Origin of the sequence: Amycolatopsis sp. NPDC049252 (assembly GCF_043197175.1) — a bacterium.
Taxonomy (GTDB): Bacteria; Actinomycetota; Actinomycetes; order Mycobacteriales; family Pseudonocardiaceae; genus Amycolatopsis.
The window spans coordinates 1-16,399 of the sequence record NZ_JBICSQ010000126.1 but is presented as its reverse complement, the minus strand read 5'-3'; the positions used below and the strand labels follow the sequence as shown (position 1 = coordinate 16,399).

The 16,399-nt window shown below is 69.8% G+C and carries 20 protein-coding genes; 10 read left to right on the top strand and 10 right to left on the bottom strand.

Annotated features, from left to right (window positions below):
- Window positions 1–46: 46 nt before the first annotated feature.
- The gene (locus ACGFMK_RS46395) at window positions 47–2,242 is read right to left on the bottom strand and encodes an MMPL family transporter (RefSeq protein WP_392777625.1); all 2,196 of its coding nucleotides are present in this window, start codon (window positions 2,240–2,242) and stop codon (window positions 47–49) included.
- Window positions 2,243–2,448: 206 nt separating this feature from the next.
- Here ACGFMK_RS46395 and ACGFMK_RS46390 point away from each other — a divergent pair, with 206 nt between their 5' ends.
- Window positions 2,449–3,042, top strand: coding sequence for a TetR/AcrR family transcriptional regulator (locus tag ACGFMK_RS46390; RefSeq protein ID WP_392777623.1), 594 nt, complete (start codon window positions 2,449–2,451; stop codon window positions 3,040–3,042).
- A gap of 291 nt (window positions 3,043–3,333) precedes the next feature.
- Here ACGFMK_RS46390 and ACGFMK_RS46385 read toward each other — a convergent pair whose 3' ends face one another.
- Together ACGFMK_RS46385 and soxR are read right to left on the bottom strand one after the other, a co-directional pair.
- Entirely contained in the window at window positions 3,334–3,867 is a 534-nt protein-coding gene (locus ACGFMK_RS46385; RefSeq protein ID WP_392777620.1) for an RNA 2'-phosphotransferase, read from the bottom strand.
- A 33-nt stretch (window positions 3,868–3,900) separates the two neighbouring features.
- Window positions 3,901–4,362: a redox-sensitive transcriptional activator SoxR gene (soxR, locus tag ACGFMK_RS46380; protein WP_392777617.1), complete on the bottom strand. Its 462-nt coding sequence runs from the start codon at window positions 4,360–4,362 to the stop codon at window positions 3,901–3,903.
- A gap of 52 nt (window positions 4,363–4,414) precedes the next feature.
- On the opposite strand from soxR, the gene ACGFMK_RS46375 reads away from it, so the two are divergent.
- Together ACGFMK_RS46375 and ACGFMK_RS46370 are read left to right on the top strand one after the other, a co-directional pair.
- Window positions 4,415–5,107 (top strand): thiamine pyrophosphate-dependent enzyme, encoded by a 693-nt coding sequence (locus ACGFMK_RS46375; protein WP_392777614.1) that lies wholly within the window; start codon window positions 4,415–4,417, stop codon window positions 5,105–5,107.
- Between the two features lies 1 nt (window position 5,108).
- Window positions 5,109–6,002 carry a transketolase family protein gene (locus ACGFMK_RS46370; RefSeq protein ID WP_392777611.1) on the top strand — a complete coding sequence of 298 codons (894 nt, stop codon included), beginning with the start codon at window positions 5,109–5,111 and terminating at the stop codon, window positions 6,000–6,002.
- On the opposite strand, the gene ACGFMK_RS46365 is transcribed toward ACGFMK_RS46370, so the two are convergent.
- Window positions 5,980–7,086, bottom strand: coding sequence for a hypothetical protein (locus ACGFMK_RS46365; RefSeq protein WP_392777608.1), 1,107 nt, complete (start codon window positions 7,084–7,086; stop codon window positions 5,980–5,982). The two genes, ACGFMK_RS46370 and ACGFMK_RS46365, sit on opposite strands and share 23 nt — an antisense overlap.
- A 440-nt stretch (window positions 7,087–7,526) precedes the next feature.
- Here ACGFMK_RS46365 and ACGFMK_RS46360 point away from each other — a divergent pair, with 440 nt between their 5' ends.
- The gene (locus ACGFMK_RS46360; protein ID WP_392777606.1) at window positions 7,527–7,955 is read left to right on the top strand and encodes an NUDIX hydrolase; all 429 of its coding nucleotides are present in this window, start codon (window positions 7,527–7,529) and stop codon (window positions 7,953–7,955) included.
- Here ACGFMK_RS46360 and ACGFMK_RS46355 read toward each other — a convergent pair.
- Genes ACGFMK_RS46355 through ACGFMK_RS46345 form a run of 3 tightly spaced genes read right to left on the bottom strand, consistent with a single transcriptional unit; the run spans window position 7,941 to window position 9,915 of the window.
- Window positions 7,941–8,468 carry an NIPSNAP family protein gene (locus tag ACGFMK_RS46355; protein WP_392777603.1) on the bottom strand — a complete coding sequence of 176 codons (528 nt, stop codon included), beginning with the start codon at window positions 8,466–8,468 and terminating at the stop codon, window positions 7,941–7,943. The two genes, ACGFMK_RS46360 and ACGFMK_RS46355, sit on opposite strands and share 15 nt — an antisense overlap.
- 36 nt (window positions 8,469–8,504) lie before the next feature.
- Window positions 8,505–9,677 carry an acyl-CoA dehydrogenase family protein gene (locus ACGFMK_RS46350; RefSeq protein ID WP_392777600.1) on the bottom strand — a complete coding sequence of 391 codons (1,173 nt, stop codon included), beginning with the start codon at window positions 9,675–9,677 and terminating at the stop codon, window positions 8,505–8,507.
- A 49-nt stretch (window positions 9,678–9,726) separates the two neighbouring features.
- On the bottom strand, window positions 9,727–9,915 hold the full coding sequence (locus ACGFMK_RS46345; RefSeq protein WP_392777597.1) for a hypothetical protein: 189 nt from the start codon (window positions 9,913–9,915) through the stop codon (window positions 9,727–9,729).
- 172 nt (window positions 9,916–10,087) lie between these two features.
- On the opposite strand from ACGFMK_RS46345, the gene ACGFMK_RS46340 reads away from it, so the two are divergent.
- The 5 genes from ACGFMK_RS46340 (at window position 10,088) to ACGFMK_RS46320 (ending at window position 13,317) form a co-directional block, all read left to right on the top strand.
- The gene (locus tag ACGFMK_RS46340) at window positions 10,088–10,951 is read left to right on the top strand and encodes a hypothetical protein (RefSeq protein WP_392777594.1); all 864 of its coding nucleotides are present in this window, start codon (window positions 10,088–10,090) and stop codon (window positions 10,949–10,951) included.
- 31 nt (window positions 10,952–10,982) lie between these two features.
- Entirely contained in the window at window positions 10,983–11,603 is a 621-nt protein-coding gene (hisH, locus tag ACGFMK_RS46335) for an imidazole glycerol phosphate synthase subunit HisH (RefSeq protein ID WP_247064093.1), read from the top strand.
- A gap of 35 nt (window positions 11,604–11,638) precedes the next feature.
- Complete coding sequence (priA, locus tag ACGFMK_RS46330; protein WP_392777591.1) at window positions 11,639–12,376, top strand: bifunctional 1-(5-phosphoribosyl)-5-((5-phosphoribosylamino)methylideneamino)imidazole-4-carboxamide isomerase/phosphoribosylanthranilate isomerase PriA; 738 nt, start codon at window positions 11,639–11,641, stop codon at window positions 12,374–12,376.
- Window positions 12,377–12,450: 74 nt separating this feature from the next.
- The gene (locus tag ACGFMK_RS46325) at window positions 12,451–12,792 is read left to right on the top strand and encodes a DUF1330 domain-containing protein (RefSeq protein WP_392777588.1); all 342 of its coding nucleotides are present in this window, start codon (window positions 12,451–12,453) and stop codon (window positions 12,790–12,792) included.
- 48 nt (window positions 12,793–12,840) lie between these two features.
- The gene (locus ACGFMK_RS46320; RefSeq protein WP_392777585.1) at window positions 12,841–13,317 is read left to right on the top strand and encodes a GNAT family N-acetyltransferase; all 477 of its coding nucleotides are present in this window, start codon (window positions 12,841–12,843) and stop codon (window positions 13,315–13,317) included.
- On the opposite strand, the gene ACGFMK_RS46315 is transcribed toward ACGFMK_RS46320, so the two are convergent.
- Genes ACGFMK_RS46315 through ACGFMK_RS46305 form a run of 3 tightly spaced genes read right to left on the bottom strand, consistent with a single transcriptional unit; the run spans window position 13,301 to window position 15,145 of the window.
- Window positions 13,301–13,687 (bottom strand): PPOX class F420-dependent oxidoreductase, encoded by a 387-nt coding sequence (locus ACGFMK_RS46315; protein ID WP_392777582.1) that lies wholly within the window; start codon window positions 13,685–13,687, stop codon window positions 13,301–13,303. The genes ACGFMK_RS46320 and ACGFMK_RS46315 overlap by 17 nt on opposite strands.
- Window positions 13,688–13,700: 13 nt before the next feature.
- Window positions 13,701–14,435, bottom strand: a complete 735-nt coding sequence (locus ACGFMK_RS46310; protein ID WP_392777579.1) for an ABC transporter permease — start codon at window positions 14,433–14,435, stop codon at window positions 13,701–13,703.
- Entirely contained in the window at window positions 14,432–15,145 is a 714-nt protein-coding gene (locus ACGFMK_RS46305) for an ABC transporter ATP-binding protein (RefSeq protein WP_392777576.1), read from the bottom strand. The genes ACGFMK_RS46310 and ACGFMK_RS46305 overlap by 4 nt, the downstream gene beginning before the upstream one ends.
- Before the next feature lie 141 nt (window positions 15,146–15,286).
- Between ACGFMK_RS46305 and ACGFMK_RS46300 the strand changes: the two genes are divergently transcribed.
- Complete coding sequence (locus ACGFMK_RS46300) at window positions 15,287–16,234, top strand: hypothetical protein (RefSeq protein ID WP_392777573.1); 948 nt, start codon at window positions 15,287–15,289, stop codon at window positions 16,232–16,234.
- The last annotated feature ends 165 nt before the right edge of the window (window positions 16,235–16,399 follow it).

Here is a 16,399-nt window from a genome sequence, read left to right as displayed (position 1 = left end):
CATTGAGGGACTTAGAGTCCCTCAATGGGCCATTCACGGACGGTGGCTAGCGGCTCGCGCCGACCAGCTCGCGCGGGTCGTCACCCGGGGCGTCGTCCAGGTGCTTCGTGAGCTTCTCGCCCTCGACGTCGACGTCCGGCAGGATCCGGTCCAGCCACTTCGGCAGCCACCAGGCGCCGCGGCCGAGCAGGGACATCACGGCCGGCACCAGCGTCATCCGGACCACGAACGCGTCCACCAGCACGCCGAACGCCAGCGCGAAGCCGATCGACTGGATCAGCGTCGACTCGGCCAGGACGAACCCGGCGAACACGCTGATCATGATCAGCGCCGCCGCGACGACCACGCGGGCGCCGTGCCGGAAGCCGGTGACCATGGCCTCCTGCGGTTCGGCGCCGTGAACGTGCTCCTCGCGCATCCGCGTCACCAGGAACACCTGGTAGTCCATCGCGAGTCCGAAGAGGACACCGATGAGCAGGATCGGCAGCATGCTCATGATCGGCCCGGTCGACTCGACCCCGAGCAGGCCGGTCAGCCAGCCCCACTGGAACACCGCGACCACGGCACCGAACGTCGCGGCGACCGAGCCGAGGAAGCCGATCGTCGCCTTCAGCGGCACCACGACCGAGCGGAACACCAGCATCAGCAGGATGAACGCCAGCCCGACGATCAGGGCGAGGTAGGGCAGCATCGCGTCGGACAGCTTCTCCGAGACGTCGATGTTCGCCGCAGTCTGCCCGGTGACGGCCAGCTTCGCGCCGGTCGCCTCCTGCAGCGTGCCGGATTCGGTGCGGATCGCGGCGACGAGATCCTCGGTCTGGGTGCTGCTCGGCCCGCTCTTGGGGATCACCGAGAGCAACGCCGTGTCACCGGTCTGGTTGACCTTCGGCGGGGTGACGGCGGCGACGTCCGGCAGCTTCTGGATGTCGGTCGCGGCCTGGCCCAGCGCGGCCTGGCGGTTCGTGCTCGAGCCGACGTCGACGACGACCAGCAGCGGCCCGTTCGCGCCTTCGCCGAAGCTGCGGCTGACGATCTCGTACGCCTTGTGCTGCGTGGACTCCGGCGCGGCGGTGCTGTCGTTGGGCAGGCCGAGCTGCATGCCGAGCGCGGGCAGCGCGACGACGGCCATCCCGGCCACCGCCACGAGCAGCACCGGCCACCGGTGGCGGGCGACGAACCGCGCCCAGCGCTCGCCGTGCGTCGTCTCGACCGGCTTGCGGCGCAGCCGGATGCGGTTCCCGGCGACCCGCTTCCCGGCGAAGCCGAGGATCGCGGGCAGCAGCGTCAGGGCGATGACCACGGCGACCGCGACGGTGACCGCGGCGGCCACGCCCATCTGGCCGAGGAACGGGATGCCGATGACGGTCAGCCCGGCCAGCGCGATGATCACGGTGAGCCCGGCGAAGACGACGGCGGACCCGGCGGTGCCGGTGGCGCGGCCCGCGGCTTCTTCGGGGTCGCGGCCGAGGCTCAGTTCGTGCCGATAGCGCGAGACGATGAACAACGCGTAGTCGATGCCGACAGCCAGCCCGATCATCAACGCCAAGATCGGCGTGTTCGAGTTGAGCTCGAGGAAGCCGGACGCGAGGAAGATGCCGCCCATCCCGGTGCCGACGCCGATCAGCGCGGTGAGCAGCGGGATCCCGGCCGCGATCAGCGAGCCGAAGGTGATGATCAACACGACGGCCGCGACGGCGACACCCAGGCCTTCGGTCGCGCCGGTTTCGGGGATGCCCTGCACCGCGTCGCCGCCGAACTCGACGGTGAACCCGGCGTCGCGGCCGGCGTTCGCGGTGTTCAGCAGCGCCTGGCGATCCGCGTCGGTGAGCTCGTAGGCCTTCGCGCCGTAGCTGACCTGCGCGAGTGCGACGCGCTTGTCGGGCGAGATCGACTGGGCCTGGAACGGGTCGACGACGCTCGACACCTTGGGCGCGGTCTTCAGCTGCCCGACGAGCGACTCGACGGTGGCCTTGCCCCTGGCGTCGGTCACCGTGGTCCCGGCCGGGGCCTCGATCACGACGCGCGCGGTGGCGCCACCGGCGTTGGCCTGCGGGAACTTCTCGGTCAGCTGGTCGATCGCCCGCTGCGACTCGGTGCCGGGGATGGTCACCGAGTTGGACAGCTGGCCCGACAGCGTCAGCGCCCCCAGCCCGAGGGCCACGAGTACGGCCGCCCAGACGGCCGCGATCAGCGCGCGCCGCCGGAAGGACAACCGGCCTAGCCGGTACAGGAAGGTTGCCACGAGTCAGCTCCGTTTCACCCGAACGGGGTGGGTTCACTCCATCTGGTTACTCCCCAAGCTAGCCGATCGGCAAGGAGGCGTCCAAGCCGATCGGCAAGTATGTGACTTGTCGAACAGCAAGTGCTTCGCTAGCCGTTCGGCAAGTAACCGGTTTGCTCGCGGTGGAGGCCGTGACGTACGCTCCGACGGCTCGCTGAGGAGGAAGAATGACCGCCGGCCCGGCCGAGGACACCCGGACCCGACTGCTGCACACCGCGCTGCGGCTGTTCACCGAACACGGGGTCGAAGGCACGTCGCTGCAGATGATCGCCGACGCGCTCGGTATCACGAAGGCCGCGGTCTACTACCACTTCAAGACGAAGGCGGAGATCACCGAGGCGGTCGCCGAGCCGGGCATCCGGGACCTGGACGAGCTGGTGCTGCGCGCGGCCGCGCAGAAGCGCCGGGGCGCGCAGGTGGACCTGCTGCTGGAGGGGTTCGTCGACCTGGTGGTCCGGCACCGCACGCTGGTGGCGCTGTTCTCGAGCGACCCGGGCCTGATCCGCGCGATCGAGAAGTCGGCCCACGGCGGCATGGAGGGCTTCGGCCAGGCGCTGCTGGGCATCCTGTCGGGCCCGGACCCGGACACGACGGCCCGCGTCAACGCGATGGTGGCCCTGACGGGCATCGCGATGGCGGGTGGCTCCCCGGACCTGGCAGGCCTGGACGACGAAGAACTCCGTACGGAACTGCTCGACGTCGGCCGCCGACTCCTGGGCCGCCCCCGCCGCCGCGCCCACCTCCCCGTCTCAACCCGCTAACCCCTCCCGGTCTCGGGAGTCGACCCCGCAATCACGCGCGATGCCCCTCAATCGCGCGAGACACGCGCTCAATCACGCGAGATGCCCTCCGGTCACACGCGATACCCCTTTGATCACGCGAGTCTCGCGTTCAATCACGCGAGTCTCGCGTCCGATCACGCTAGTTCGGCTTCCGATCACGCGAGTTCGGCTTCCGATCACGCGGGCCGACCCGCTGGGTACGCGAGCCGACCCCTCTGGGTACGCGGGCCGACCGTCCAGGCACGTGGGCCGACCCGCCGGGTACGCGCGTCAGCCCAGGCGGTGGAGGTGTTCCGGTGGTACCGCGGCGGTCAGCCACACGCCGTTCGCGCTCACCTGGAACGTGTGGCCAGCGGCCCTCATCGACGCGGCGTCGACTCGCAGGATGACCGGCTTGCCGCGGCGGGCGGCGACCACGCGGGCCGTGTCGAGCGTCGCCGAAAGGTGTACCGCGTGCCGGTGCATCGGGCGTAGGCCTTCGCGCAGGATGGCGTCGAGGAACTTCGCCACCGTGCCGTGGTAGAGCACGTCCGGCGGCGTCGCGTCCGGCAGTCCGAGGTCGACCTCGACGCTGTGGCCTTGGCTCGCCCGGATCTTCGTGCCGGTTTCGTCAAAGGCGTACCGGCGCTTGGTGTTCGTCTCGACGACTTCGTCGAGCTGCTCGCGGGTGATCGCCAATGCGCGCAGCAGTGCGTCGACCGCCACCCAGCCGCCCGGGGCGAGGGTGAGGCCGATCGCGGCGGGGTCGTGGCGCAGGTGCAGCGCCAGCCGCTTCGAGATGCGGGTGATTTCTTTTTCGTTCATTGCTTCCCCAGGATCCCGCCGCGGGCAAGCGATTTAGATGCCGCCCTCGACCGCGGGACGCAGTTTGCCGGCGCCCGGGCCGAAGCGGGCGAGCTCGTCGTCGTTGTTGTAGAGCGCGCAGCTGCGCAGGGAGAGACAACCGCAGCCGACGCAGCCGGTGAGGCGGTCGCGAAGGCGTTGCAGGGCGTCGATCCGCGCGTCGAGCTCATGCTGCCAGTCGCGGGAAAGGCGCGCCCAGTCGGCCTTCGTCGGAGCGTGGTCGACGGGCAGGGTCGCCAGCGCCCCACTGATGTCCTCGAGGGAGAGCCCGACCCGTTGCGCGGCGCGGATGAACGCGATCCGCCGCAGCACCGAGCGCGCGTAGCGGCGCTGATTGCCCGCCGAACGCTCCGAGGCGATCAGCCCCTTCTCCTCGTAGAACCGCAGTGCCGTGTGCGGCACCCCGCTGCGGTCGGCCACCTGTCCGATGCTGAGATGTTCAGCGAGCCTCGTCACCAGCTCAGGCTATCCTTGACTTCGAGTTTAGTCGAGGTTGCATGGTCGGAGCATGACCACTGCGACCGAACCGGGCTACGCCGAGCTGCCCCGACTGATCTCGCTGATGACGGGCGACGACAAGCACCGCGCCGCCGCCGAGTCCACTGTGGACGTCCTGTGGGTGCTCTACGACCGCGTGCTCGACATCACCACCGAAAACTTCCGTGAGCCGGACCGTGACCGGTTCCTGCTGTCCAAAGGGCACGGTCCGATGGCGTACTACGCTGTCCTGACGGCAAAAGGCTTCCTGGACGAGGCGGAGCTGCCGACGTGGTCCGACCCGGTGTCGCGGCTCGGGCACCACCCGGACCGGCGCCGGATCCCGGGCGTCGAAATCTCCAGCGGTTCGCTGGGGCACGGCCTGCCGATCGCCCTCGGCACGGCGCTGGGCCTGCGCGCCCGCGGCCTGCTCACGCCGAAGGTGGTGACGCTGGTCGGCGACGCCGAGCTCGACGAGGGCTCGAACCACGAGGCGATCGTCGTCGCCGCGCGCAGCGCACTCGAGAACCTCACGACGGTGGTGGTCGACAACCAGTCGTCGACGCGCGGCTGGCCGGGCGGCATCGCGCGCCGTTTCGACGTCGAGGGCTGGGAGACACGCACGGTGTCCGGCCGCGACCACGACGCGCTGTACGACGCTTTCACCGCCCCGCACCCGGGCCGGCCGCTCGCGGTCGTAGCCGTCGTCGAACCGAAGGGCTGACATGCTTTCAATGCGAGAAACGTTCCTGGAAACCACGGAGCAGATCCTCGACGCCGACCCGGACGTCGCGATCGTGCTCGCCGACATCTCGGCGGCCCAGCTGGCCTCCGCCGCGCGGCGGCACCCGGACCGGGTGATCAACGTCGGGATCCGCGAGCAGCTGCTGGTCAGCACCGGCGCCGGCCTGGCGCTGGCGGGCCTGCGGCCGATCGTGCACACGTTCCCGTCGTTCCTGGTGGAGCGCGGGTTCGAGCAGATCAAGCTGGACTTTTCGCACCAGGAGCTGGGCGGGGTCCTGGTGTCGTACGGAGCGTCGTACGACATGCCGACGGCGGGCCGCACCCACCAGGCCCCGGGCGACGTGGCGCTGATCGATTCTTTGCCTGGCTGGACGGTGCACGTCCCGGGCCATCCGTCGGAGGCGCGTCGCCTGCTGCTGGAGTCGATTCCCGGGGATGGGCGCGTCTACCTGCGGCTTTCGGCTCAGGAGAACGCGTCGCCGCACCTTGGTGTGGGGTTCACGCGGCTGCGGTCGGGTGCTCGCGGGGTCGTGGTGGCGGTCGGGCCGGTGCTGGATCGGGTGTTGCAGGCGGTTTCCGGCCTGGACGTGACGGTGTTGTACGCGTCGACGATCCGGCCTTTTGATGCGGCCGGGTTGCGTTCGGCGGTGCTCTCTTCCGCTTCCGATGTGGTGCTGGTCGAGCCGTATTTGGCGGGGACTTCGGCGCATTGGGTTGCGGAGGCGCTGTCGGACGTGCCGCATCGGCTGCGGTCGTTGGGGGTGCGGCGGGATGCGGAGGTGCGGACCTACGGGGAGATCGCGGACCACGACCTGGCACATGGGCTGGATGCCGGGTCGCTGGGGTTGTCGATCAGGGAGTTCCTGGGGGAGTAGAGGGCGCGGCGCCGGTGCTGGGGGTACCGGCGGCGGGATGCTTGTAGTACAGCCGAACCTTCTCGGAGCCATGTAGCAGGTTCATGAGTTCGCGATTCTTCGCGCGTTCTTCTCTTGGGTTTCGCGGGAGTTCGAGGTGTAAGGCCTCGTAGAGCCTGAATCGGTTGAGGTCCAATACGGTGCTGACGATTCCCATGTATTGCGCGGCGGCAGCGATGGATGCCCGGTAGGCGATGTATGCCAGCGAATACGGGACGAGTGCGAGCAGGAGCCACCATCCGTCCAACAGCAGGAAGACAGCGGTCTCCAAGGTGGCGAGAAGTGCCACCACGCAAAGCCTCGCGGAGGTGTCCAGTTGCTGGCGGGCATCGTCGAGATAGCTGAGGTGGTTTTCCGGAGCGACAAGTGCGATGTGAGGCGCTGTTTTGATAGCGTCTATCGCATAGTGTTTCCCGGCGGCGTCCTCCGCCGAACGGAGTATGTTTCCCAGCCTCGTGGGCATTATCCGTTCTGGTCGCGGATAGCGTGCCAGTGCATGGGGGATTGTGGCCAGTGCTGCTTGCAGCCCGCTCAGTCGGTGCGCGAAATCGCTGCCGAACATGGACTCTCTCGCTTCCGCGAGCGCCGAGGGGTCCATGGTGGATGGATGTCGGATGTCCCTAATCTGGGTCAGCAGAGTGTCGAGGGCGGCGTCGCGCTCCTCAGTCAAGGCGAGCTCGCGGTCTTCAAGGCGAGCGAGTCGTTTTCGGTGGTGCGTGATGCGACTCCGCAGGAGCATCCTGGCCGGTCGTGAACTGCCCCAGTACCCCTCTAGCAGGCGAGTCATCCCAAGCTGCAACGGATGCAAGAACAGTGCGACGATGACGGTGATCAGGATGAGCCAAGCGGCGCCGCTGAGGTTCAAGCCCCCGAGTCGGCGCACCATCAGGGCAGGGTCCGGTTTCCTCTGCCAGGCGTCGCTCGTGACCAAGGCGGCAGTCCACACGACCAGGAAGAGCGCGGGGAGCACGCTCACGACGCTGAAGTAGCGGCCGATCCGGTTGCCCAGCCCGACCGCGGCATCCGGCAAGGATGTTCCGGCCATGGTCAGCCGTCCCCGGGAGGCTTATGAATCACCCGTGCGCACTTGCGGCAGTGGGACTTGTCCCCACGCCTGCGGAGAACGCCTCCGCAACTCGGGCACCGCGTGTTGCCGGACTTGCCCTCGCCTTCGCCGGGTGGGGTCAGCGGGCCCTTGCCGTAGTCGAAGACGGCGATCAGGGCGAGAACGAGCCGAAGTCTGCGCATGGCCCTCACCCCGCCCTCCAGGATCCGACCATGTTAGGTCAGCATGCTGGCTCAGTCGACAAAGTGGGGAAGGTGGGATGACGGTTTCGCCGTGGGTCGTGCCGCCGATCGTGATCATTGTGGTCGCGGTGGCGGGTGTGCTCGGACCTGGATGGGCGGTCGGGTTGGCCGTGGCGTTTGCCGTATCCGGTGTGGCGTGGCTGGGCTGGATCCTTCGAAGGGAATAGCGTGGGGGGCATGGCGTCCACGATTCGGCCGATTGTGCTCGGGGTCATCTGGCGAGGGGATGCTCTACTCGTCTTCGAAGGGCGTGATGAGCTCAAGGACGAGACCTTCTACCGGCCGCTCGGGGGTGGGATCGAGTTCGGTGAGGTCAGTCAGGACGCCCTGAAGCGCGAGTTCGTCGAGGAGCTTGCCGCGGACGTGACCGTCGGCGAACGGATCGGCGTGCTCGAGAACGTCTACGTCTGGCGGGGACGGCGGGGGCACGAGATCGCCTTCATGTTCGACGCCGAGTTCACTGATCCCGGCATGTACGCCAAACCGGAGTTCAAGATCCTCGACGACGACGCCACCGCGCGGTGGGTCGACTTCGCGGACTTCCGTGACGGTCGCAAGATCCTCTACCCCAGAGGGCTCACCGAGCTGCTCTCACCGGAGCAGTGACCGGGACGTCGGTTCCACGAACGTGCCCGGGCCCGTACGGCTGAACGACACCGAAAACGGGCCGTCTTCGCGGACCGGGAGCTGGGGGAAGTTGTTCGCGGACGGCTCCGTCTCGAACACCGCGAAAGCGTCCGAAGGCGGCGCCGAAAGAGACAGGTACAGCTCCGATCCCGGGGGCGGAGACACCAGGCCGCGTAGGACCGGGCGTAGCAGCAGGACGTTGTCCGAGTCGATCATCGTCGCGTTCGCTGCCTCGCGGTGCTCCTTCCACACCGGGCCGAAGTAGAACGCCTCCAGCGCTTGTTTCCGGGCGGTCATCGAACGGAACCCGCGCAGCCACAGGAACTCGTCCGGGGACGACGGCACGCGGAACAGGCCGAACAGGTGCGCGCCCGCCGCTTCCTGCGGGTCGACGAACTCGCGCTCGAACAGCTCGATCAGCTCGTCGCGACGCCCCGGGTGCAGGGTGTAGCGACGCAGCTCCAGTACCGCTTCGTACTCAGCGAACGACATACCAGCACCGTAACCAGCACCACCGACAAAAACGGATCAGCGGAACGCCGAGAGCCCCGTCACCGCCTGGCCCAGGGACAGCGCGTGCATCTCCTCGGTGCCTTCGTACGTCAGCACCGTCTCGAGGTTCGCCATGTGCCGCATCACCGGGTACTCCAGCGAAATCCCGTTCGCGCCCAGCATCGTGCGGGCCGTGCGGGCCACCTCGATCGCCGATCGGACGTTCGCCATCTTGCCGAAGCTGACGTGGTTGTGGTGCAGCCGGCCGCTGTCCTTGAGCCGACCGATCTGCAGCGCCACCAGGCCCGAACGATTGACCTCGACGACCAGATCGGCCAGCTTGCGCTGGGTCAGCTGGAACCCGGCCAAGGGCTTCCCGAACTGCGAGCGCGACAGCGTGTACTCCAACGCCGATTCGTAGCACGCCCGCGCCGCGCCGACGACGCCGAACAGGATGCCGTAGCGGGCCTCGTTCAGGCAGGACAGCGGGCCCCGCAGGCCGCGCACCTCGGGGAATACGGCATCTGAAGGGAGCCGTACGCCATCGAGGACCAGTTCGGCCGTCAGGGACGCCCGCAGGGAGAGCTTGTGCTTGACCTCGTTCGCCGTGAAGCCGGGTGTCGACGTCGGGACGACGAAGCCGCGGATGCCGTCGTCGGTCTGGGCCCAGACGACCGCGACGTCCGCGACGGTTCCGTTGGTGATCCACATCTTCGAGCCCGACAGCACCCAGTCGGACCCGTCGCGCACCGCGCGCGTCCGCATCGCGCCCGGGTCGCTGCCGGCGTCCGGCTCGGTCAGCCCGAAGCAGCCCAGCGCGTCGCCCGTGGCCATCCGCGGCAGCCACTCCTGCCGCTGCTCCTCGCTGCCCCACTTGTGGATCGCGTACATCGCCAGCGAGCCCTGCACCGACACGAAACTCCGCAGGCCCGAGTCGACGGCCTCCAGCTCACGGCACGCGACGCCGTAGGCGACCGCGCTGGTGCCGGCGCAGCCGTACCCCTCCAGGTGCATGCCCAGCAGCCCGAGCGAGCCGAAGTCCTTCGCCAGCTCCGACGCGGGCAGTGCGCCCGTTTCGTACCAGTCGGCGACGCGGTCCAGCAGGTTGTCCTTCGCGTACGCGCGCACAGCGTCGCGGATGGCGCGTTCCTCGTCGGCGAGCCCGGCGTCGAGGTCCAGGAAGTCGTGCGGGTCCGGAGTGCGGCTCATGAGGGGCTCCAAGGGGACGCGTCGATGCGGTCCCCGCAGGAAACCACAGTCAGGCGTCTGTTCTCCGCGTGGCGTTCGTCACGCGGGCGACAGAAGGCCGGGCCGTGCAGCGGCGCTCGGCCAGTGGCCGGACCTGCTGGCGGGGGATCAGCAGTTCGTTGAACTGGGGGAACGGAACGCTTTCGACGTCGTCGCGCCAGGCGTCGAGCATCTGGGACAGCACATCGTTCTCGGCCATCTCCGCCTCCTGGCGTTTCGGGCGCGCCGAAGCGCGCTCACACGATCGGGTGGCTAGATACCCAGCGGCCGGGACGCCGAAACGCAGGTCTTCAAGATTCTTCCGGCGCGTCACCCACCCATGGCAGAATCGCGTCGCCGCCGCCATGGCCTCAACTCCTCAAGGAGCGCACATGCGCGCACTGCGGACGGCAAGTCTGCTCGCCCTGACCACCGCGGCCCTGCTCGCCACCACCGGTGTCGCCACAGCTCGGACGGGCCACTGGCGCCAGGTGGGCCACACGACCGCCGAGAACCGGGTCAGCGGCGAGGGCATCACCACCCTGCGGCGGCCCGGGCACGCGCCGGAGACCGTCTACCGCAACGGCGCCACCATCCCGCAGCCGCTCAAGGACGAGGGCTGGGGCCACGTCGGCGACCCCGACTCCCTGCGCGGCTACGTCTTCGACGTCTACCAGGACACCGTGACCCCGACGCCGGCCAAGAAGATGTACCTGGTCACCGAGCCCGACGGGACGACTACGGAGTTCGTCCACCCGCTGCTGCCCGACGAGCCGGCCGCCAACGCGAACGCCCAGGTCGCGGCCACCCCGGACGGTCAGTGGCTGGTCTCCGGCCCGCTCGGGGAGATCGACCGACTGTACGTCTCGCCGACGCCGTTCCTCAACCCGCGCGCCCCGCGCGTCGCCGGTGACCTGCCGGTCGCCGCCCGCATCCACCTCGACCACCACATCCGCAGCGCGCAGGGCTGTGACTTCGTCAGCGCGACCCGGCTGGTCTGCGCGACCAGCGACCCGAACAACGACCTGTTCCCGACCAACCTGCAGCTCCTGCAGATCGACCTGCCGCGGCCCGTGAACGGCCACGACGTCACCGCGAAGGTGCGCGAGATCAGCCAGGTTCCGCTGGTCAGCACCTGCACCGGCACCTTCACCCCGGAAGGCGTCGACTACGACGCCGGCGTGCTGCGCGTCGAGGTCGTGCCGCCGGCGCCGTGCAACACCGTGACCGACGTCTATTCGTTCGAGCGCCGCTGAGGGCGACGGCTACGCTGGGTGCGTGTCTCGTGTGGTGATTCTCGACTACGGTTCCGGCAACCTCCGCTCCGCCGAACGCGCCGTGGCGCGCGCCGGGGCCGAAGTCGAGGTCACCGCCGACCCGCATGCCGCCGTCGAAGCCGACGGCCTGGTCGTGCCCGGCGTCGGCGCCTACTCCGCCTGCATGGCCGGCCTGCTGTCGGTCAAGGGGCAGCGGATCATCGGCAAGCGCCTGGCCGGCGGCCGTCCGGTGCTGGGCATCTGCGTCGGCATGCAGATCCTCTTCGAGCGCGGCGTCGAGCACGGCGAGGAGACCGAGGGCACGGGGGAGTGGCCCGGCACGGTCGACCGGCTGAAGGCCGACGTCCTGCCGCACATGGGCTGGAACACCGTGCGCGCGCCGGCGGACTCGCAGCTGTTCGCGGGCCTCGACCCGGAAGAGCGCTTCTACTTCGTGCACTCCTACGCCGCCCGCACGTGGGAGCTGGAGTCGGGCCTGCCCGGCCGCGAGCCGAAGGTCACCTGGGCCAACCACGGCGAGGACTTCGTCGCGGCGGTGGAGAACGGGCCGCTCTGGGCGACCCAGTTCCACCCGGAGAAGTCCGGTGACGCCGGTGCCCAGCTCCTGCGCAACTGGCTCGCGACCCTCTGACCGGGTGACGCGGGTCTCCGCCCTAGAGTTACGGCGTGACTTTCACGCTGCTTCCCGCCGTTGATGTGGCCGATGGCCAGGCCGTGCGACTCGTCCAGGGCGAGGCCGGCACCGAGACCTCCTATGGCAGCCCGCTGGAGGCCGCGCTGGCCTGGCAGCGCGACGGCGCCGAGTGGATCCACCTGGTCGACCTCGACGCCGCGTTCGGCAAGGGCAGCAACCGCGAACTGCTCGCCGAGGTCGTCGGCCGGCTGGACGTCCAGGTCGAGCTCTCCGGCGGCATCCGCGACGACGCCTCGCTGAAGGCCGCGCTGGCCACCGGCGCCCGCCGCGTCAACCTCGGCACCGCCGCGCTCGAGGATCCGGAGTGGACCGCGCGCGTGATCGGCGAGTACGGCGACCGCGTGGCGATCGGCCTCGACGTGCGCATCACCGAGGCGGGGCACCGGCTCTCGGCGCGCGGCTGGACGTCCGACGGCGGTGACCTGTGGGAGGTCCTGGACCGCCTGGACCGTGACGGCGCGTCCCGCTACGTCGTGACGGACGTGAGCAAGGACGGCACCCTGCGCGGCCCGAACCTCGACCTGCTGCGCGAGGTCGTGGCCCGCACCGACGCCCCGGTCATCGCGTCCGGCGGCGTGTCCAGTGTGGACGACCTGGTCGCGCTGGCCGGCCTGGAGTCGGACGGCGTCGAGGGGTCGATCGTCGGCAAGGCGCTGTACGCGGGCGCGTTCACGCTGCCCGAGGCGCTGGCGGCGGTCGCGAAGGTCTGAGGGTTACCTTCGGGGTAATCGACGCGGGGCGCGCGGGCGAGAAGGATTCCTTTCAGGACAACGAAAGGACCACCATGAACGCCTACGGGATCGCGCACCTGCGTCCGCCCGCCGTGCTGCCGGCGGACGTCTTCGAGTACCTCGAACGCATCCAGGCCACGCTCGATCCGTACGGCGGCAAGTTCGTCGTGCACGGCGCCGGTGTCCAGGTGCTGGAAGGCGAATGGCCCGGCGCGCTCGTGGTCATCGGGTTCCCGAGCGTCGCGGCGGCGCGGGAGTGGTACGACTCGCCCGCCTACCGGGCGATCCTGCGCCTGCGCGCGGACCACATCCCGGGTGACCTGGTGATCGTGGAAGGCTGCGGCCCGGACCACGACTCGGCGGCGATGGCGGCGGCGATGCGCGCGGCTGGTTGACACCGAAAAGCGGCTGACAGGACCCCGCCGAACCACTAGGTTGCCGCGGTGGAGGAGATCGTCACCCAGCTCGAGATGACCGCGGCCGACCAGCTCAACCCGGCGCCGCCGGTCGACGGCGTGACGCTGCGGGCCGTCGAGGCTTCGCCGCTCATCCGCGACCTGCACGTGCGCATCGGGACGCCGTACCGGTGGCCGAGTGCCGAACGCACCGACGGCGAGTGGGCGCAGTGGCTCGCCGAACCGCGGCGGCGGTACCGGCTGGTCGAGTACCGCGGTGAGGTCGCCGGGGCGGCGGACTTCGAGTCACAGGACGGCGATGACGTCGAGATCACGACGTTCGGGCTGCTGCCCGAGTTCGTCGGGAAGGGGTTCGGCGGGTACGCGCTCACCCTCGTGGTCGCGGACGCGTGGGCGGTGCCGGGGGCGCGGCGCGTCTGGCTGCACACCTCGACCCTCGACCACCCGAACGCCCTGCCGAACTACCTGCGCCGCGGCTTCCGGAGCTTCACTCGCTCAGCTTGACGGCGATCCCGACCGTCCGGTCGGCCGGGCCACGCAGCTTCGAGAAGAACATCGACACGCGCCCGAGGACGCCGTACTTGCGCCCGATCACCTGCTGGACCCGCCGGGTCTCGTCGAGGTCCAGCAGCCGGGCCTGGCCGCTCACGACCGCGCCGTGCGTCTTCTTGCCCCGCAGGTCGCAGGCCTGGACCTCGACGCGGCCGCTGTTGCGGATCCGCTTGACCTTGCCCACGTTCCGGACCGAGTTGAAGACGAGCTCACCGCCGTCGCCGGCCACCCAGATCGGGGTCGGCACGGCACGGCCGTCCTTGCGGAACGTGGTCAGGACGACGTAGCGCTCGGCCGCGAGCCGGTCCGTTTCGGATGCCATGGGACCACGGTAGTCACGGCGTCCGGCGCCGCAGCGTCGCCGCGCCGAGGACCAGCGCCAGCAGCGCGCAGCAGGCGACGACCACCAGGTTCCGCAGGATCACCGCGTCCACCGTCGAAGACGCCGTCACGCGGTTCAGCGCTTCGACCGCATAGGACAACGGCATCACGTCCGACAGCCACCTCAGCAGCCAGCCCATGTCCTCGCGCGGGACGAACAGCCCGCACAGCAGGATCTGCGGCAGCACGAACACCGGCATGAACTGGATGGCCTGGAACTCCGTCCGGGCGAACGCGCTGACGAACAGCCCGAGCGCCATGCCCAGCAGCGCGTCGAGGACGGCGATCACCAGCAGCATCCCGACGGACCCGGCGAGGTCGAGGCCGAGCCAGGACAGCGAGACGCCCGCCGCGAGCGCGACCTGGACGACGGCGATCGCGCCGAAGGCCAGCGCGTACCCGAAGAGCAGGTCTAGCCGGCCGATCGGGAGCGTCATCAGCCGTTCCAGCGTGGCCGTGGTGCGCTCGCGCAACGTCGTGATCGACGCGATCAGGAACATGATCAGGAACGGGAAGACGCCGAGCAGCGCGGGCGCGACGTGGCTGAACACCAGCGTCGAGTTGAAGACGTACCGCAGCAGGATCATCAGCAGCGTCGGCACCAGGACCAGCATCACCACCGTGCGCGGGTCGTGGCGCAGCTGGTCGAGGATGCGCCGCGTGGTGGCGAGCGTCAGCGCGGGGTTCACGACGCGACCCGCACGAGGTGGAGGAACGCCTGCTCGAGATCGGCGGCGCCGGTCCGCCGCCGCAGCTCCGCCGGCGCGTCGTCGGCCAGCAGGACGCCCTCGCGCATCAGCAGCAGGCGGTCGCAGCGGGCGGCTTCGTCCATGACGTGGCTGGACACCAGCAGCGTCGCGCCGCCTTCGGCGAGCCGGCGGAACAGCGCCCACAGCTCGTCGCGCAGCAGCGGGTCGAGCCCGACGGTCGGCTCGTCCAGCACCAGCAGTTCCGGTTTCCCCAGCAGCGCGACGGCGAGGTTCGCGCGGTTGTGCTGCCCGCCGGACAGCGAGCCGACGAGCTTCCCGGCGTGGTCGGACAGCCCGACCTCGGTGATCACCCGGTCCACATCGGACGCCGGGGCGCGCAGCACCGCGGCGAAGTAGCGCAGCGCCTCGCGGACGGTCAGGTCCGCGTAGATCGCCGGGTTCTGCGTCGCGTAGCCGATCCGGTGCCGCAGCGGCGGGCTGCCCGCGGGCAGCCCCAGCACGGTGACGGTGCCGCCTTCGACGATCTGCACGCCGACGACCGCGCGCATCAGCGTCGTCTTGCCGCAGCCGCTCGGGCCGAGCAGCCCGGTGACCGAGCCGCGCGGCACCGCGAAGCTCACGTCGCGCACCACCGGCCGCCCGCCGCGGCGGACCCGCAGGCCGGTGACCTCGAGCGCAGAATTAGTCATGCGTTTAATTCTGCGCTCGCCGAGGTCGCGGCGTCAAGCACGCTTCCGGCCCAACCCAGAGGCGCAGTTCGGCGGAAGCGTTTCAATGGAATATTTGCAACGCTTTGCGGGCTGGGTTTTCCCGCACACTGGAGGGTGTAGATGGCCGTCACACACGAAGTTCCGGTTCATCCGCAAGCGGGTTTCTTCGGCGCGGGACCGTATCCCGCGCACCGGGCGAGGCTCGTGGTGCTCGCGGTCCTGGCCGGGTTCGCGCTGACCGCGATCTGGTCGGCGCCGTTCGTCGACTCGGTGATCGGCGACAGCGTCGCCAACACGCTGCTCGGTTACGACGCGAAGGCCACCCCGATCGGTGGGGTGCTGGCCGGGACGCTGTTCGCGTTCGTCTCCGGTCTCGCCGGCTCGTTCACCGCCTGCAACATCGCCGCGTTCGGCGCGGTCGCGCCGCTGGTCGGCGGCCAGGCGGGGGAGAAACGGCGGTTCGCGACCACGCTCAAGCCGCTCGGCTGGATCGCGGCGGGCATGCTCACCGTGTCGATCGTCTACGGCGTGATCGTCGCGCTCGTCGGCACGCGCATGCCCCAGTTCGACACCTCGCAGGCCGGCGGGCTGACGCCGCGCAGCATCCAGTCGATGGTCGCCTTCGGTGTCGTCGGCCTCGTGTTCCTGGTGCTGGGCCTGGTATCCCTGGGGGTGATCGGCAACCCGATCGGCGGGCTGACCCGCCGCCACCCGGCCACCCCGCTGGTCCTGATGGGCGCGCTGATCGGCGGGTTCCTCATCGGCCGGCCGTACCCGCTGTTCCGGATCATGTTCCGCAGCGCCGCCGAGCAGCACAACGTGTTCTACGGCGCCGCCGCGTTCGCCCTGCAGTCGCTCGGCAACATCGTGATCATGGGCGTGCTGTTCCTGATCCTGACGCACGCCACGGGCGGGCGCGTGCAGCGCTGGCTGGCCGCGAAGCCGGGCCGCGTCGCCGCCGTGACGGGCGCGGCGCTGCTCGTCGGCGGCACGTTCACGCTGCTCTACTGGGACGTGCGCGTGCTCGGCCGGCTCGGGATCATCTGGTTCCCGACGGTCAGCTGGTAGCCCGGCCGAGCCAGCGGTAGTCGGGTGCGGGGTCGAGCTGGACGCCGTCGGCGACGGCCACCAGCACGGCTTCCGGCCGCGCACCCGACACCGTCAGCCAGCGCCCGGACGGCAGCCGGACCGCGACCATCGCGGGCTCGCCGGGCTTCGGCGCCGAGTAAAACC

Coding starts and splice junctions, on each gene's coding strand:
- ACGFMK_RS46385 (WP_392777620.1), bottom strand. CDS start 3,867: ATGAACGAAAAAGAAATCACCCGCATCTCGAAGCGGCTGGCGCTGCAC.
- ACGFMK_RS46315 (WP_392777582.1), bottom strand. CDS start 13,687: ATGGCATCCGAAACGGACCGGCTCGCGGCCGAGCGCTACGTCGTCCTG.
- ACGFMK_RS46375 (WP_392777614.1), top strand. CDS start 4,415: ATGACCACTGCGACCGAACCGGGCTACGCCGAGCTGCCCCGACTGATC.
- ACGFMK_RS46360 (WP_392777606.1), top strand. CDS start 7,527: ATGGCGTCCACGATTCGGCCGATTGTGCTCGGGGTCATCTGGCGAGGG.
- ACGFMK_RS46370 (WP_392777611.1), top strand. CDS start 5,109: ATGCTTTCAATGCGAGAAACGTTCCTGGAAACCACGGAGCAGATCCTC.
- ACGFMK_RS46345 (WP_392777597.1), bottom strand. CDS start 9,915: ATGGCCGAGAACGATGTGCTGTCCCAGATGCTCGACGCCTGGCGCGAC.
- ACGFMK_RS46355 (WP_392777603.1), bottom strand. CDS start 8,468: ATGTCGTTCGCTGAGTACGAAGCGGTACTGGAGCTGCGTCGCTACACC.
- ACGFMK_RS46350 (WP_392777600.1), bottom strand. CDS start 9,677: ATGAGCCGCACTCCGGACCCGCACGACTTCCTGGACCTCGACGCCGGG.
- ACGFMK_RS46340 (WP_392777594.1), top strand. CDS start 10,088: ATGCGCGCACTGCGGACGGCAAGTCTGCTCGCCCTGACCACCGCGGCC.
- ACGFMK_RS46365 (WP_392777608.1), bottom strand. CDS start 7,086: ATGGCCGGAACATCCTTGCCGGATGCCGCGGTCGGGCTGGGCAACCGG.
- ACGFMK_RS46300 (WP_392777573.1), top strand. CDS start 15,287: ATGGCCGTCACACACGAAGTTCCGGTTCATCCGCAAGCGGGTTTCTTC.
- ACGFMK_RS46305 (WP_392777576.1), bottom strand. CDS start 15,145: ATGACTAATTCTGCGCTCGAGGTCACCGGCCTGCGGGTCCGCCGCGGC.
- ACGFMK_RS46390 (WP_392777623.1), top strand. CDS start 2,449: ATGACCGCCGGCCCGGCCGAGGACACCCGGACCCGACTGCTGCACACC.
- ACGFMK_RS46325 (WP_392777588.1), top strand. CDS start 12,451: ATGAACGCCTACGGGATCGCGCACCTGCGTCCGCCCGCCGTGCTGCCG.